Origin of the sequence: Salegentibacter chungangensis, assembly GCF_042678405.1 — a bacterium.
Lineage (GTDB): Bacteria > Bacteroidota > Bacteroidia > Flavobacteriales > Flavobacteriaceae > Salegentibacter_A > Salegentibacter_A chungangensis.
The window spans coordinates 105,309-120,816 of the sequence record NZ_JBHTLI010000002.1; the positions used below are offsets into that span (position 1 = coordinate 105,309).

At 37.4% G+C, this 15,508-nt stretch carries 11 protein-coding genes; 1 reads left to right on the plus strand and 10 read right to left on the minus strand.

Annotated elements, in window-relative coordinates; genetic code table 11:
- Positions 1-22: 22 nt before the first annotated feature.
- Genes ACFQ3Q_RS11170 through ACFQ3Q_RS11185 form a run of 4 tightly spaced genes read right to left on the minus strand, consistent with a single transcriptional unit; the run spans position 23 to position 7,119 of the window.
- The gene (locus ACFQ3Q_RS11170; RefSeq protein WP_380745839.1) at positions 23-1,786 is read right to left on the minus strand and encodes a PAS domain S-box protein; all 1,764 of its coding nucleotides are present in this window, start codon (positions 1,784-1,786) and stop codon (positions 23-25) included.
- A gap of 12 nt (positions 1,787-1,798) precedes the next feature.
- Positions 1,799-2,212, minus strand: coding sequence for a response regulator (locus ACFQ3Q_RS11175; RefSeq protein ID WP_380745841.1), 414 nt, complete (start codon positions 2,210-2,212; stop codon positions 1,799-1,801).
- Between the two features lie 31 nt (positions 2,213-2,243).
- On the minus strand, positions 2,244-5,750 hold the full coding sequence (locus ACFQ3Q_RS11180) for a PAS domain S-box protein (protein WP_380745842.1): 3,507 nt from the start codon (positions 5,748-5,750) through the stop codon (positions 2,244-2,246).
- A 28-nt stretch (positions 5,751-5,778) separates the two neighbouring features.
- Positions 5,779-7,119 (minus strand): capsule assembly Wzi family protein, encoded by a 1,341-nt coding sequence (locus tag ACFQ3Q_RS11185; RefSeq protein ID WP_380745844.1) that lies wholly within the window; start codon positions 7,117-7,119, stop codon positions 5,779-5,781.
- A gap of 73 nt (positions 7,120-7,192) precedes the next feature.
- On the opposite strand from ACFQ3Q_RS11185, the gene ACFQ3Q_RS11190 reads away from it, so the two are divergent.
- On the plus strand, positions 7,193-7,924 hold the full coding sequence (locus ACFQ3Q_RS11190; RefSeq protein ID WP_380745846.1) for a tyrosine-protein phosphatase: 732 nt from the start codon (positions 7,193-7,195) through the stop codon (positions 7,922-7,924).
- A gap of 10 nt (positions 7,925-7,934) precedes the next feature.
- Here the strand turns inward: ACFQ3Q_RS11190 and ACFQ3Q_RS11195 are convergent, their stop codons facing one another.
- The 6 genes from ACFQ3Q_RS11195 to ACFQ3Q_RS11220 are packed head-to-tail and all read right to left on the minus strand — an operon-like array spanning position 7,935 to position 15,497.
- Positions 7,935-10,343: an exopolysaccharide transport family protein gene (locus ACFQ3Q_RS11195; RefSeq protein WP_380745848.1), complete on the minus strand. Its 2,409-nt coding sequence runs from the start codon at positions 10,341-10,343 to the stop codon at positions 7,935-7,937.
- A gap of 3 nt (positions 10,344-10,346) precedes the next feature.
- On the minus strand, positions 10,347-11,144 hold the full coding sequence (locus ACFQ3Q_RS11200; RefSeq protein ID WP_380745850.1) for a polysaccharide biosynthesis/export family protein: 798 nt from the start codon (positions 11,142-11,144) through the stop codon (positions 10,347-10,349).
- The gene (locus ACFQ3Q_RS11205; protein ID WP_380745852.1) at positions 11,141-13,108 is read right to left on the minus strand and encodes a polysaccharide biosynthesis protein; all 1,968 of its coding nucleotides are present in this window, start codon (positions 13,106-13,108) and stop codon (positions 11,141-11,143) included. The genes ACFQ3Q_RS11200 and ACFQ3Q_RS11205 overlap by 4 nt, the downstream gene beginning before the upstream one ends.
- Positions 13,109-13,125: 17 nt before the next feature.
- Entirely contained in the window at positions 13,126-14,280 is a 1,155-nt protein-coding gene (locus tag ACFQ3Q_RS11210; protein ID WP_380745854.1) for a DegT/DnrJ/EryC1/StrS family aminotransferase, read from the minus strand.
- Positions 14,273-14,905, minus strand: a complete 633-nt coding sequence (locus ACFQ3Q_RS11215; RefSeq protein ID WP_380745856.1) for an acetyltransferase — start codon at positions 14,903-14,905, stop codon at positions 14,273-14,275. The genes ACFQ3Q_RS11210 and ACFQ3Q_RS11215 overlap by 8 nt, the downstream gene beginning before the upstream one ends.
- The gene (locus ACFQ3Q_RS11220; RefSeq protein WP_380745858.1) at positions 14,892-15,497 is read right to left on the minus strand and encodes a sugar transferase; all 606 of its coding nucleotides are present in this window, start codon (positions 15,495-15,497) and stop codon (positions 14,892-14,894) included. Before ACFQ3Q_RS11220 ends, ACFQ3Q_RS11215 begins: the two co-directional genes overlap by 14 nt.
- Positions 15,498-15,508 lie beyond the last annotated feature (11 nt).

Here is a 15,508-nt window from a genome sequence, read left to right on the forward strand (position 1 = left end):
TGCATTAGATTTGGGAATTGGCCTAAAGATTTTTCTGCTCTTCTGTTATATTAGCAATTCTTCTTATAATTTCATCCAGTTCTTCAGCTGAAGTTAATATATTTTCAAGCAACAGTTCCCTGTTTCCTTCATCTTCTTCAGAATTTTTGAGAAGATCTGCCAGTCCCATAATTCTTGCCAAGGGAGCCCTGACTACGTGAGACTGAGTCCAGGCTATTTCCTGCAGCCTTTTATTTCTTTCTTCTATCGTGTTTATATAATTGATCCTCTCGGTAATATTCTGCATAGAACCGATCACTCTAACGGGTTCTCCTTCACTGTCAATTATCAGGTAACTACGGTCAAGAATATATTTAAAGGATCCGTCTGCACATCTGAAGCGATATTCGGTTTTAAGGGTTCGTTTTCCCTTTTCATACATTTCAGCAACTTTTGCTTTTACCTGTGCATAATCCTCAGGATGAATTTTATCGTCCCACCAAGCTCCCTTCTTCCCGATCTCTTCTTCGGAATAACCAAACATATCATATATGGCATCATTATAACTGATGACATCCTCTTTTACATTATAATCGGTTATCAAATCACTGGTTGCTTTTGCAACAATATCATAACGCTTCAAACTATTAACAAGTTCCTGTTCCTGAGCAATGAATTCTGAAATATCCCTCGAATTGGTCACAATACCGCCAACAGCTTTTTCATCTAATAAGTTGGTAACAATGGTTTCCAGCCAACGCCAGTTTCCTTTTGCATCCATAAACCTGAAAGACGGAATTTGCACCCGTTTTCGGTCAGATAGTAAGCTTTCATTATCCATAATCTTTTCAAGATCATCCGGGTGGATATAGTCTACAAATTTATTACCAAGCATTTCTTCGGGCTGATGCCCTAAAATAGAGGTGACATTGGGACTCACATATGTATAGGCATATTCCTCATTAATAATTGCGGTAATATCTGACCCATCCTGAACAAGAGATTTAAAGCGTTGCTCACTATGGAGTAACTCCTCTTCTGCTTTAACCTTTGCGGTTACATCGTGAGCCAAGGTCACCCTGGCTTCCTTCCCCGCAAAAATTATAGGGTTGCTCTGTACTTCAACGTATAAAAGCTCCCCTGATTTTTTATTATGTTTAACCTTTATCTCAAAAAAGTCGTGAAAATTTTTCTCTACCACCGGCTCTATGTCCCCGGCAATCCCCTCGACCCAGAGATCCTTTACCGTCATTTTATGAAACTCTTCCCGTGTATACCCATATAAATTAATGGCTGCCTGGTTCACACTTAAGAACTCCAGCGTATACCTATCCAAAACCCACATTGGCAGCGGGCTTGATTCAAAAAGGGTCCGGTATTTCTCTTCAGACTCTTTCAGCTCCAACTGAACCTTCTTACGCTCTATACTATAATCGATACTTTTACTTAAAACAGAAGAATTCAGTTCATCTTTCAGCAGATAATCTGATACTCCCTGGGAAAGGGTTTCAATACCAAATTTACGGTTAGCAAAACCGGTTAATACGATCACCGGAATATCTCCTGCCAGATTTAGAATATCCTTAACCAGTTTGTGATTATCGGTAACATCAGGCAGGGAAAGATCAAGCAAAATTGCATTAAAATTGCCATTAGATTCAATTATATCCTTTCCCTGCTTATAGGTTTTAGCCCATTCAGTAAAAGGTTCGGTAAATTCATCATCAAGATACTCCTGTATCAACACAAAGTCTCCTGGATTATCCTCAAACACAAGTATTTTTAACTTGTCTGAATTTCGGGGCATTACTTTGGGGTTTTAGTTAGAGATAAATCCATTCGAATTACAGAGTTCTTCTACCGGAGCGATGAGGCTTGAAAAGTCCCGAGCATCTGTAGGTTTCACAATATATTTATCTGCCTTTGCTTTCATACAGAAGTTTTCATCTTCTATTAGAGAAGATGTACTTAAAATGAAGACGGGAATAGACCTGAACTGAGGATGGGTTTTGATCTTCTTTAACAGATCTTTTCCTCCTATTTTAGGCAAGTTTAAATCAAGAAGAATTAGGTTTGGAGTAAAACTCTCTTTATTCTCAAGGAATTCCAAAGCTTCATAGGCATCTTTAACGACCTTTACCTGATTGCACAAACCTTCTTCCTGTAAGGCTTCGATAGTCAGTACAGCATCACCTTCATTGTCTTCAACCAATAATACATCTAAGGGGCTCATCGAGAAAGGGGGCTTTCTTTTAGTAAATATACTAAAATTGTCGAGGTATGGTAAAATAGAATGTACTTCCTTCATCTACTGCTGATTTCACCCATATCTTACCTCCGTGACGTTCAACGATTTTTTTAGAAATAGCAAGGCCTATTCCTGTTCCCGAATATCTCTCATCGCGATGAAGCCTTTGAAAGATGACAAATATTTTTTCGAAGAAGCCTGTTTCAATTCCTATTCCATTATCTGAAACAGAAAGCAACCAATCCTGCTTTCTTTTTTCTGCGGTAACATTTATTACAGGTGGTATTCCTTCTCTGTGATATTTCAGCGAATTCCCTATCAGGTTGGATAAAACCTGTCTCAACGGGGTTTTCGCAGCTTTAATAACAGGTAGCTCTCCATAATTTACTATAGCCGATTTTTCGTCAATGGAAACCTGAAAAGAAGAGATTATTTCATCAAGAAGTTCATTCAGGTTGATAAGATTAATTTTAAATTTATTCCTGCCGGCCCGCGAGTATTCCAGAAGATCCAACAAGATGTGCCTCATCCTTGTTGCACCGTCAAAAGCATAGTGGATATAGGTTTGAGCCTTCTCATCTAACTCGTCATTATATTTTTTCTGAAGCTGCGATAGAAACCCTGTCACCATCCTTAAAGGCTCCTGTAAATCGTGGGAAGCAATGTAGGCAAACTGTTCCAGCTCCCGATTAGCTGCAACAAGTTCTTCGGCTCTTTGTTGAAGGTCATTATTCAAATCTTGAAGTGTGCTCTCCTTTTCTTTCAGGTTATTTCTATACTCCAGCAGTTCAATATTAGCCTTTTTAAGGGGAGTAACATCACTACCAAATATGTGGAGAGCATCTTCCTCAGCCTGAAACAAAGCAAGGTTCCAGGCTATCCACTTCCAGTTTCCTTCTATATCGCAAAATCTTGTCTGAATCTCTCCTGAGAAAATGCCCTCCTTTTTATCTTCAATGGCTTTCAAAAATGAAGCCCTCTCCTCTTGATGAATAAAGTTGTTTAAAGGTGTCTTTAGGAGGTGCTCCTCCTTATATCCAAACAAGCTGGTAAATACAGGGTTCACCTTTTTAAGATATCCGTCTCCTCCTAAAACCGCCAACAGGTTAGGAGACTGCGTAAACATATTATTCAGATTTTCTTCCGTAAACTTTCTATTAATACCTACGGCTATTTGTACAGCAATCCTGGATAAAATCCGGGCAAGCTCCATTTCCCGATGCTTAGTTTCCTTTCCGTAAAATGTAAGTACAGCTATAACCTCATCTTTCAGAATAACAGGAACGGCAACGCCTAAAAGTGAACTATTCTTATCCAGCAGTGCTCTACGGTAAAAGCGTTCATCATTTTGCAGGTCAGGCCATATCTCAACAGCCTGAGACTCCCAGGCAGTACCGGGCAAGCCTTTTCCAAAATCAAAAGCCTTAATCTCTTCTGTGAATTTAGACTGCCATATTACAGGGTTATACTCTGCAATTTTTCTAATATGGGTTCTATCAAAGCCCACTTCCCAGGCTTCTCCGGTGTCGAAATTCAGGTATTCAGAAATAGTTTTAATTGTATCTGTCAATCCTTGCTTGAGATCAAACGCCAGGCTTAGTACTTTTATTACCTGATGGATCAAATTCCTCTCTTTCTCAAGCTGATAGGTTTCGGTTATATTTCTGGCAATTCCTACAAGACCATCTACTCCTTTGTTCCTCGTTTTAAGTGGTACTTTTGTTAAAAGAACCACCTCAGGGTTTTGCTTGAAATCATAAATAAAATCCTGCCTGTTTATAACCGGAACCCCGGAATTCATCACCTTTTCGTTATCATCGATTACCTTTTCGGCTTCAGAATGAATAAAGTAGTCTTTAGGTTTGAGCTTTAGCACCTCAGCCTCCCTTGTCTTACCAAGATAATCCTGATAGAATTTTTTATTAGTGAGAATTAATTCGTGATTTCGGTTAACCACAAAAATATAATCGGGAATATTATCTATAATTGCCCGAAGCATATTTCTTTCCCTTACTAACTTTTCCTCTTTTTCTTTTAATTCTGAAGCATCTTTAGCCACACAATAAGTGAGATGATCTTTTTCATCCCATTTTGCTGACCATATAAGGGGAACAAGGGTACCATCTTTTTTTACATAGCGATTTGAGAAATCGGTCTTTTCAGCTCCATTCTGAATTTCATTGTTAGCCTCAAGAGTTTTCTCAATATCAGGTTCATATACAAAATCAACATACTTTTTCCCCACAAGTTCCTTTGGACTATAGCCCAATACTTTCCTACTGGCTTCACTCACCTCCAGGAATTCACCTTCAGCACTAATAGTACAAATCACATCTAAAGACTGATTCAAAATATTCTGAATACGATGCTGGCTTTCTCTTGCCCTGGCTTTATGCTCCTCGTCAAGAGTAATATCCTGGGCAATACCGAATACGCCTGTTATTCCTTCCTGGGTAATTAAAGGGAAGTTTGTGATATTAAGAATTCTGAAGTTATTCTTTATGCTCCGAAAGCTTGTATTATAATTTAAAACTTCTCCAGATTTAGCTCTTTCAAAATTAGAGAAAACCATCGCCTGATCTTCTTTTGGGATAAGTTTACTAAAATGACTATTTAATAGTTCTGCTTCTGATGTTTCACTTAAACTCACAGCCCTGTCATTCACGCTCAAAAAGTTGCCATTAAGATCGAAAGAATAAACGGCATCGGGATAATTTTCGAACAGGGATTCGAAAATATCTGTAGTTTCCTTAAGCTTCTGCTCTTGCTCCCTTTGTAACGAAATATCAATAAGCATTGTACTGGTAACATCCTCTCCAAATAAATCGGTATAGATATTAGAATATATCTGAACCGGAAATTTGGTACCATCCTTTCGAATCCCCGTTAATTCGCCACTAACGCTTCTTTCTCTTTTCCTTACCTCAACCAGCTTTTCAAGCCTGCCGTCACCAAGATCAAACAAGCCGGCACGGCCCGTGTTTTTTATCTCTTCAATGGAATAGCCAAACATTTCTAGGCCGGCAGCATTGACGTCCAGGATTTCGCCGGTGGGTAGTGTAAAGAACACGCCTATAGAAGTATTATCAAAGACTCCTTTAATATCTGAATTAATCTCTCTAAGAAATAGTTTTGGAGGTTCTGTACTTAAGGTAAGGTTCAGGGATGAAGTCCTATGGGTTTCATTATCCAGCACGGGGATAAAATTAAAATACACAAAGGTATTGTTCTTTGGAACCGAAAAACTCCCCTTGATACTATGTCCTGAAAATGCCGCAGTGAACTTTTCTCCAAAAGAGACTAATTCAGAATCTTTCACAATATCAAACAAAAGGTCTCCCCTCTCCAAATCTATTTGAAAATAACCGGAGAGAAAGTCCCTAGTTTTTGTATCTATTTGATTAATCCGGCCATTTTTTCCAACATTAAGAACAAATTTTCTGTCTTTACCGACCTGCTTTGTCTGAGAAACAATGTTCTCAATTCTTTTTGTTCTGTTATCTGCTGATGTGGATTCCGCCATTAACCCTAAGGATTTGAAGATTTATTTCTTACAACAACTTTCTGCTGAGTCTTACTCCAACACCAAAATTGGGAGAATCATCAGAAATAAAATCAGACCCTAAAAGTAAATTAAGGTCTACGACATTTCTAAACAACTCCACATCTAAATAAGTAGAAAGAATATTATTCTTAGCAGCAGCACTTCCTCCTTTCACTCCATAATTCTTCCTATAGCTTAAAAGCAATTTGTAAGGGAAGTTAGACCAGGCCTTGCCAGATATACCCAGATGATGTACAAGAACCGTATTATTAGCTACCCTAAAACGGTCTTCATCTAAGGTAATGAACGGAACTCCTAATATCCTATTTTCATATGTCCACCCAGACCTGTACAGATTATTATTAAAATAATTATCTCTCCCATCGGAGGTTGGACTAGCAGCACTCTGGTTTTTTGTATAATACAACTCATACATCAAGGCGGTCACCCATTTCTCCTGATGGATATCTTCTATATATATTCCATATCGACCATCGGGAGTATTTCGCAAAACACGACCGGAACCATCCTCAAACAAGTGATTGTAAAGCAACTGAACCTTATATCCTGCCAATTGGGTATCAAGATAAATTTCATAGCTTCCAAGATGATTTCCTAAGGCATTAGCTTCCTGCCCGTCAACTGAATCATCTCCTTCCTTCCCGGTAAAGATATTCAGGTAATCATCAAAGCCAGCAGGCAATTTTCCAAAATCGGGTGAAGTTCCTCCCCATTGCACAAAATGTTGTAACCCGGCAGTAATCTGAAATTTCCCGGATGCCTTGTAAACTAGATGAAGACTTTTATGATGAATTCGCGTATCATCAACATACCTTTCATCATCGGTAAGGTATTCAGCCAAAGATGCCTTGAACCCGACACCATCTTTTCCATTTAAAAAAACAGGTTCAGGAGTATAAACCTGTAAACCCGGCAGAGGCCTTGCGTTTAATGACCATAGAATATTTTGATTAGTCGCACTAAGACCGCGATATAATTCTGGTTTTTGTTTTCTCCCGGCAATAACGCTAAATAAGATTGTATTGAAGGAAACATAAGATTCATCCAGCTGAAATTCATCAGTAAAACCATCCTGATATAAACCTCCTGCACCAAGCTCAAAATACGTTGTATTCGAAAGATAATATTTGGCAGAAGCATTTAACCATCCTGAAATATTAGTTTTCTCATCTATTCTGCCTCTTTGATTACTGTGAAGCCAGAACGGAGATGTTTCTTTACTGAAAAACAATCCTTCTGAATTAACCTCAGCCGAATATTGAAATTGTTGAGCATTTAAATGAAAGAAAGAAATAAGAAAGAAAAAATAGAGTAGTTTTATTTTCATATAGGCTTTGTTAGTAGATTCTGGAGTTAATTTGAGTTAAAAATATGTAATTTTGTGTTGTAATTACAGTTAGATGATATCGATTTTTCAGAAAAATAAATACTTATCCGATTATTTAGAAGGTTTTACCGATTTTCACAACCATATATTACCGGGAATTGATGACGGAGCTGCAACCATTCAGGACTCTCTGGACATAATTAAAGAATTTGGAGAAATTGGAGTGAAAAATTTTGTCGCCACCCCGCATGTTATGGGTGAGTTTTATCCTAATGAGCCAGGAACAATTAAAAATGCACTTAGCATTTTAAAAAAAGAAATTCCGGAAAATGTTGCGATTAGTGCTTCAGGGGAATATATGATGGATCAGTTCTTAATCGAACAGTTAGAAAATGAGAATGTAACCCCACTAGTAGATAAGAAGGTTTTGGTTGAAATGTCTTATTTCCAAGCTCCCATTAATTTAAACGAAATTTTATTTAAGCTTCAGAATAGTTCTTTTCAACCTATACTGGCCCACCCTGAAAGGTATGCATTCTTCCATACCAGGGATCTCGCCAAGTATGAAGACCTTAAGGAAAGGGGATGTACATTTCAATTAAACATGCTTTCGCTTACACCTCATTACGGAGGTAATATGCAAAAAGTTGCTTATAAATTACTAGAAACTAATATGATCGATTTTATAAGCAGCGATGCACATAAAGTCGCTCATCTTGAAAAGATTAAAAATATCAAACTATCTAAAAAACAAGGCAAATTAATTGAACCTGTAATAGAAAAAAGTAAGGCCTTATTTTCATAAGGCCTTTTATTTAATTCCTGGATTTTCCAAATTTGTTCCTGAAGCGTTCCCATCTACTTGGCTCATCTACTCCATATCCGTATCCATATCCATAGGAATAACCATAATTAGCTCCATAGGAGAATTTAGAGTAATCTACATCATTCAGTATAATCGCCGGACTCTTGATTTTTCCTTGCTGCTTAAGATCTTTTGGGAAATCAAGCATTTTTTTATCAGTAAGATCTGCTCTTACAACATAAAGTGTTGTATCTGCCAACGGACTAATCAGAAGTGTATCCGTAACGATCATTGTAGGAGCTGTATCTACAAGAACGAAATCATATTTTTGGGCAGCATACTCCAGAAGCTTTTCAATCCTGTCATTCATTAATAGTTCTGCAGGATTAGGAGGGATAGCACCGGAAAGTACCATATCCACTTTAATCCCTTTGTCATTTTCCTTAGAGATTATTTGCTCTTCAGTAATTTCATAATCATATAAATAATCTGAAAGTCCCTTTTCACTGGCATAATCCAACTCTCCGTAGCGGTGTAGTTTCGGGTTCCTTATATCTGCTCCAACTAAGAGCACTTTTTTGCCTGTACTGGCAAGAGTTCTAGCCATATTATAGGAAACAAATGTTTTTCCTTCCCCTTTAACTGTAGAGGTTACAAATATTATCTCCCCTCTGTCTTTATCTTTATTCTGAAGCAAATAAGCAAGATTTGTCCGAAGAATCCGGAATGATTCTGCCAATGGAGATCGATCATTCACCTCAATTTGCTCATTCTGCCCGGGAGAAATTCTGGGCACCTCACCTATAAAGGGAATATGTTTAATTAAAGGATGAAGATCTCCTTTATGATGAACCTTAGTGTCCAGCATATTCTTAATAAAAATGATAAGAATAGGAATAATTAAACCAATTAAGAAGCCCCCAACCAAAATCAACCAAGGTTTAGGGTCAACAGGTTCATTAATAGTATAAGCAGAATCAATTACCCTAGCCACTGATGCTGTAGCTGCAAAAGAAATTGCCGCCTCTTCTCTCCGCTGCAATAAAAATAAATATAACTGCTCTTTTATTTGTTGCTGACGTTCAATGCTTCGCATTCCTTTTTCCAAGCCGGGAAAATTACTAAATTTCCCTTGCGCAATATTCTCCCTTTGATTAAGCTCCCTAAGTTGAACCCTTATAGAACGCTTTGTACTTTCTATATTTTCAAAAAGATTTTCTCTAAGACTATCTAATTGTTCAGTAATAGTCTGTACTGCCGGATTTTTTTCTGTACCTCCCTTAAGATACATATTACGCTCCATAACCAGTGTGTTATAAGAGTTCACAAGTCCGGAAATACCTCCCTCACTTATTCCCACATCTGGGAGTAACTCATAAGCTCCTTGCTTTCTAAGCAAGTCTTCTATAGAAGCAATTAACTCCAATTGGGTTTCAAGCTTGAAAATCTCTTGTTCTGCTGCAGAAAATTTTGACTGGAATTCCGAAGCACCGGAAGAAACATCCATAATCCGGTTTTCTCTTTTAAATTCAGCGATACCAACTTCTACTGAGTCAAGTTCAGTTGTAATCATCTCCAAACGTTCTTGGATAAATGATGTGGTGTTTTCAGCAACTTCTTGCTTATTTTTAACCCCCTCTTCATTAAAGCGTTGCATTAACTTATTTAAAAAATCCTCCGATCTTTTACTGGATTCCTGAATGATATTTAAAGTTAAAATATCTTTTGCCTGTCCCTTTTGTGCAACCTGAAGTTTAGAAATATAATGATTGGCAACTTCTCTTAATGGATGTATTTGTATATTAACCGTTTTGGTTTTCCTAAATGTTCCTTCTTCTTCTCCTGATTTTGGCAGAATTGTAAATTTTAAGTTATCCAATTCAATTACTTCACCTATTTCATGCGTATTTGAGTAATTGGCCGAACGATCTTCTAACTTAAAAGAGGTGTCAGACAGTGGTGTGACAAATAAGTTTTTTGAAGTTTGATGAACCAAGGAATCTGGCGTAATAAACTCAATCAAAACAGGACTGCTTTTATAAGCCTCTACGGTAATAACATTCCCTTCAATAAAGTAAATCACATTATGATCTAATTCATCAACAACACTCTCTACAAGCTGTTTAGACTTCAGTTTTTCTATATCACTCTGAAGCCCTTCTTCTGATAAAGAAAATATTGCTCCCCCCCCGGAAGGCAAAGCGCTCATAGCATTATTCTTCTGGTCATCCACTATCAGCATCGTAGCCTGGGTATTGAACTTTGGAATTGTATAGCGGTTATATAAATAGGCGATAAGCCCACCTAATAAAAGTCCAAGAACTAACCATTTCCAATGAGCTAAATATTTATAAATTTCAGCTTTAAGATCAAATGTAGATTCTTCCTTTTCCTCATTAAAGTCATTAAGTTCTTCCATACATTAGAGGCTATTTATAAGTAGATACAGACTTATAATTGTTGTTCCTATCGAAATTATCCCTTGATAACTAGTGAAAAATCCAGCTGATTTTACAGCCCTGTAACTTGGTTCCACATATACCAAATCATTTTGTTTCAGGTAAAAGTAAGGACTATCGAATAAATCGGTTTCAGTCATATCTATGGAACCTACACTTTTCACTCCATTTACTTCCCTAATAACAGTTATATTTTGTCTTCGCCCATCATAAGTTACATCACCGACCATTGCTAATAGTTCGGGCATTGTTACTCTCCCATCTGTAATTTGCACCCTGCCAGGGCTGCCAACCTCTCCCAGTACCGTAACACTGAAATTTACAATTCTCACGTCCACCACAGGATCCTTAACATATTCCGAAATTTGTTTTTGAAATTTGTTTTGGATTTCACCACGAGTCATCCCGCCTACCTGAACAGTACCTAAAACTGGAAATTGAATAGCTCCCTCAGGACTCACCAGATATCCGGTAAGTGACAAATTTTGTCCTCCGCCTCCACCTGAGCCTTGTTGGCCAGTTTTCATTTGGAAAGGAGCTACAATCTCTTCATTAACGGAAGATGAAGAAACGTTTATTCGAAGCACATCATTCGGCTGAATAACCGGTTCATAATCTAGTAAGTTTTCTTTCCCTTCGAGGGATTTTGAATTCTCAAAATAAACTATTTCTTCTTTAGTAGCACAACTAAAAACACTGAATACAAAAATTACAAGTAGGCTTAGTTTTATTGTCTTTCTTAACATATTGATTCCTATCAAACCACCTCTTCTTTATTATCGAGGCTTTCAAATAATGAGTTATTACTCTTAAATTCAGGGATTAAAACTTTTAATTTGGCAACGACCCTATCCGCCTTTAATTTATTAGCAGATTTAATAATATTTTCTATCTGATCACTTACGTGCGCATAATCTCTTACAACATCTTGCCCTATCATTATCTTTTTATGATGTGTCGGAAGGGTTTTACATTCATCATTGAGAAGCTCCTCATATAGCTTCTCTCCGGGTCTCAATCCGGTAATCCTTACTTTTATATGTTTATCTGGCTCATATCCGGCAAGTTTAATCATTTTTATGGCTAAATCCATAATTTTTACTGGCTCGCCCATATCAAAAACGAATATTTCACCACCTTTCCCCATAGCTCCAGCTTCCAATACAAGTTGACAAGCTTCAGGGATAGTCATAAAATACCGAATAATATCCGGGTGGGTTATTGTGACCGGGCCTCCTTTTTCAATTTGTTTTTTAAATAAAGGCACTACAGAACCATTAGAACCAAGTACATTCCCAAACCTGGTGGTGATAAACCTTGTCACTTCATTGCCTGATTTGGCTTGATTGTGATATAAGGATTGCACATACATTTCGGCAGCCCTCTTAGATGCTCCCATCACATTGGTAGGATTGACGGCTTTATCTGTGGAAACCATTACAAAATGAGCTGCATTATATTTAAGTGCTAAATCTGCAAGATTCTTTGTTCCCTGAATATTCACAAAAATTGCCTCGTGAGGGTTCTCTTCCATCATAGGAACGTGTTTATAGGCAGCTGCATGATAAATTACGTCTATGTTATGGTTTTGGAACATCAATTCAAGACGCTTCTGATTGCCTACATCACATATAATACATTTATAAGGTAGGTCAGGGAACTTGGTCTCTATTTCCAGTCTCAAATTATGTAAAGGTGTTTCCGCCTGATCGAGAATTATAAGTTTTTTGGGATTATAATCGGCTACCTGTCTTACGATTTCACTCCCGATAGACCCTGCCGCACCGGTAACCAAAATAGTCTTTCCGGTAAGCTGATCAATTTTATTCTGCACATCCAGCTTAATCGGTTCTCTCTCTAACAGATCCTCTATCTGTAAAGTCTTAATTTTTGGAGCAATATCTTCCTTTTCTCCATAGGTAGAGACGATCGGGGCATTATAAACCTTAATATTATTTTCAAGACAATCTTCTACGATACCGAACTTTTCTTCTGCAGTAAAGTTATTTTCAGATAGTATCAAGGCATCCGCACCTAATGATTTTAACTGTTTATGAACTTTATTCCTATAACTTCTTACAGGCTTGTCTAACAAACGTATACTTTTATTATGCTGCTGTTGTGTAAGAAAACCAACAATCTTAAAACGTTTAGGATGTTCAATATCCAAAGCTCCGGCAATAGAAATAGCATTTTCGTCTGCTCCCAAAATAGCAGCACTTATAAGACCTTCGTTTCTTTGAACCAATTTAAAGTATTCATATACCTGCTTAACTCCAAGTCTGAATAAAAACAGTAAAGAGAAAGATATCCACAAATTTATAAGAAGTCCACCTGCCAAAAATATCTTCTGCCCTATAACAAAATAGGTGATATAATTGATAAGCATCAGGGTGAAAAATGAACTTGAAGTAGCCAATAAAAGTTTTAAGGCATCAATATTTGATGAATACCTAATAATTCCAGCATAAGTTTTAAAAATATAGAAGTAAAAAACATTTACTGCAAGAATTATAAAAGCTTTATCATAAAACGTAAGAAGTGTATAATATTCAGGAGTAAGATCAGTAATTATCAGGATGGTCAGTAATGTTGATATTGCAACCAAGCTAATATCAATCAAAAACACAGCCCACCTTGGCAAATACTTTATATTCCTTAAATCCAAAGCATTTTCGGGGCCGGTCAATATATTCCTAAGAATATTTTGTAATTTACTCCTCATAACTAAGGCATTAAATTCTATTTGTTAAAGCAGGCCTTAATAGCGTTTTCAATTCTCCTCTTGTCTTCCTCTGATAAATTAGAACCAGAAGGCATACACAATCCGTTTTCGAATGCTCTCTCTGCCACTCCGGTCCCGTAGTAGGGAGCGTCTTTAAACACCGGTTGCATATGCATTGGCTTCCACAAAGGTCGGCATTCAATATTCTCTTTCTCTAATTCCTCCCTCAAGTATTCACGGGAAATTCCTTCTGTTTCCTTTTCATCTACCTGAATAACACTTAACCAATGGTTACTAAAATACCTTTCATCAGGTTCTGTTTGCACATTAACTCCCGTAATATCGGCAAATAAATTTAAATAAAATTGATTCATTTCCCTTCTGGCCGATACTCTATCATCTAAAACTTCCATTTGGCCTCTTCCAATCCCTGCACAAATATTACTCAATCTGTAATTGTAACCTATATGGCTATGCTGGTAATGTGGTGCCGCATCACGTGCCTGGGTAGCTAGAAAAACTGCTTTTTCCTTATGTCTAAGGTCTTTGGCAACCAATGCTCCACCTCCCGAAGTTGTAATGATCTTATTCCCGTTAAATGATAGAACAGCCAGTTCTCCAAATGTACCACAATTTAATCCATTGTAGGTACTTCCTAAAGATTCAGCACTATCTTCAACCACCGGAATTCCATATTTTTTGGCTACCTGGTGAACCTCTTCAACTTTATAGGGCATTCCGTACAAATGGACTGCAATAATCGCTTTAGGTTTATTCCCTTTTTCAATCCTGTCCTTGATCGCTATCTCTAACTGAACAGGACAAATATTTAATGTATCCTCCTCACTGTCCACAAAGACTGGTGTGGCCCCAACATATTTAATTGGATTTGCAGATGCAGCAAAGGTCATAGATTGACAAATAACCTCATCTCCACTTTTCACCCCTAATATAACCAGTGCAAGATGTAATGCTGCGGTACCTGAGCTTAAAGCTGCAACTTCAGACTCTTCATTGGCCTTTGAATTAAGAAATCTTTTAATATCCTCTTCAAAACCGGTAACATTAGGACCTAATGGTGCGATCCAGTTTTCCTTAAAGGCATCCCTGATATATTTCTGTTCATTCCCGCCCATGTGAGGAGAGGAAAGCCAAATTTTGTTTTTATGCATTCTCAAACTCTTTAAACTTTATTATTCTTCCCGGATTACCAACTACTACAGCTCCATCAGGAATATTTTCAATAATTACCGCTCCGGCTCCAATAGTAACCCATTTACCAATTTCTATACCCGGAATTATTGTGGCTCCGGCTCCGACCTGAGTTCCTTCACCTACCCTTACATTTCCGGTGATTACTGCACCCGGGGAAACATGTACAAAATCATCCAGAACCACATCGTGCTCTATAACACTTGCTGTATTCACAATACTGTGTTTACCAATACTTGCCGCCGCATTTACAGTAGCATTAGGCATTATAACGCTTCCTTCTGAAATAATAGCTGAAGAGGAAACAACCGCAGAATTGTGGCCCAAAAAAGACGCATAGGTTCCTTTAAAATTATTTGCTACTTTTTTCCTGATAGTGTTATTCCCAATAGCAAGAACTGTATCATAATTCAACACATCCCTGCTTAGGTTGTGGATTACCTGATGCCCTTCGAACTCTTTAAGGTTCTCGTTATCATCTAAAATGTACCCAAGTGTTGTATTATCAATAGAATTAATAATATCTGCAACCACTTTTCCGTGACCGCTGGCACCATAAATATTTATTCTCTTAATTCTTTCCATTAAATGGTTCTGTTGTTGCCATATTAGCAGTATTTATTCCTTCAGATAAAATTACTTTTTTTATGGTTAGAAAAAGTATTTTCAGATCCAGCATAAAAGATAAATTCTCCACGTACCAAACGTCAAATTCAAATTTTTGAGTCCAGCTTATAGCGTTTCTTCCATTTACCTGGGCCCATCCCGTAATACCGGGTTTTACTAGATGTCGCTTATATTGGCGTTCAGTATAAATCGGCAAATATTCGGGTAGTAGAGGTCTTGGGCCTATAAGACTCATCTCCCCCTTCAGAACATTGAATAATTGAGGGATTTCATCAATGGAGGTTTTTCTTACAAATTTGCCTATTGTGGTCAACCGTTCTGCATCCGGTAAGAGATTTCCTTTCGAATCCTTTTCATCAGTCATAGTTTTAAACTTCACTATTCTGAATATTTTGCCGTTTTTCCCGGGTCGTTGCTGAAAGAAAAACGGGTTCCCTTTATTCGCCAAAGCTAATAATATAACGATGATGAGTAATAACGGACTTAAAACTAAAAGTGCCGTAAATGCAATGAAAAAGTCGATTAATGGCTTAAATATTCTCTTATACATAAATACTGTTC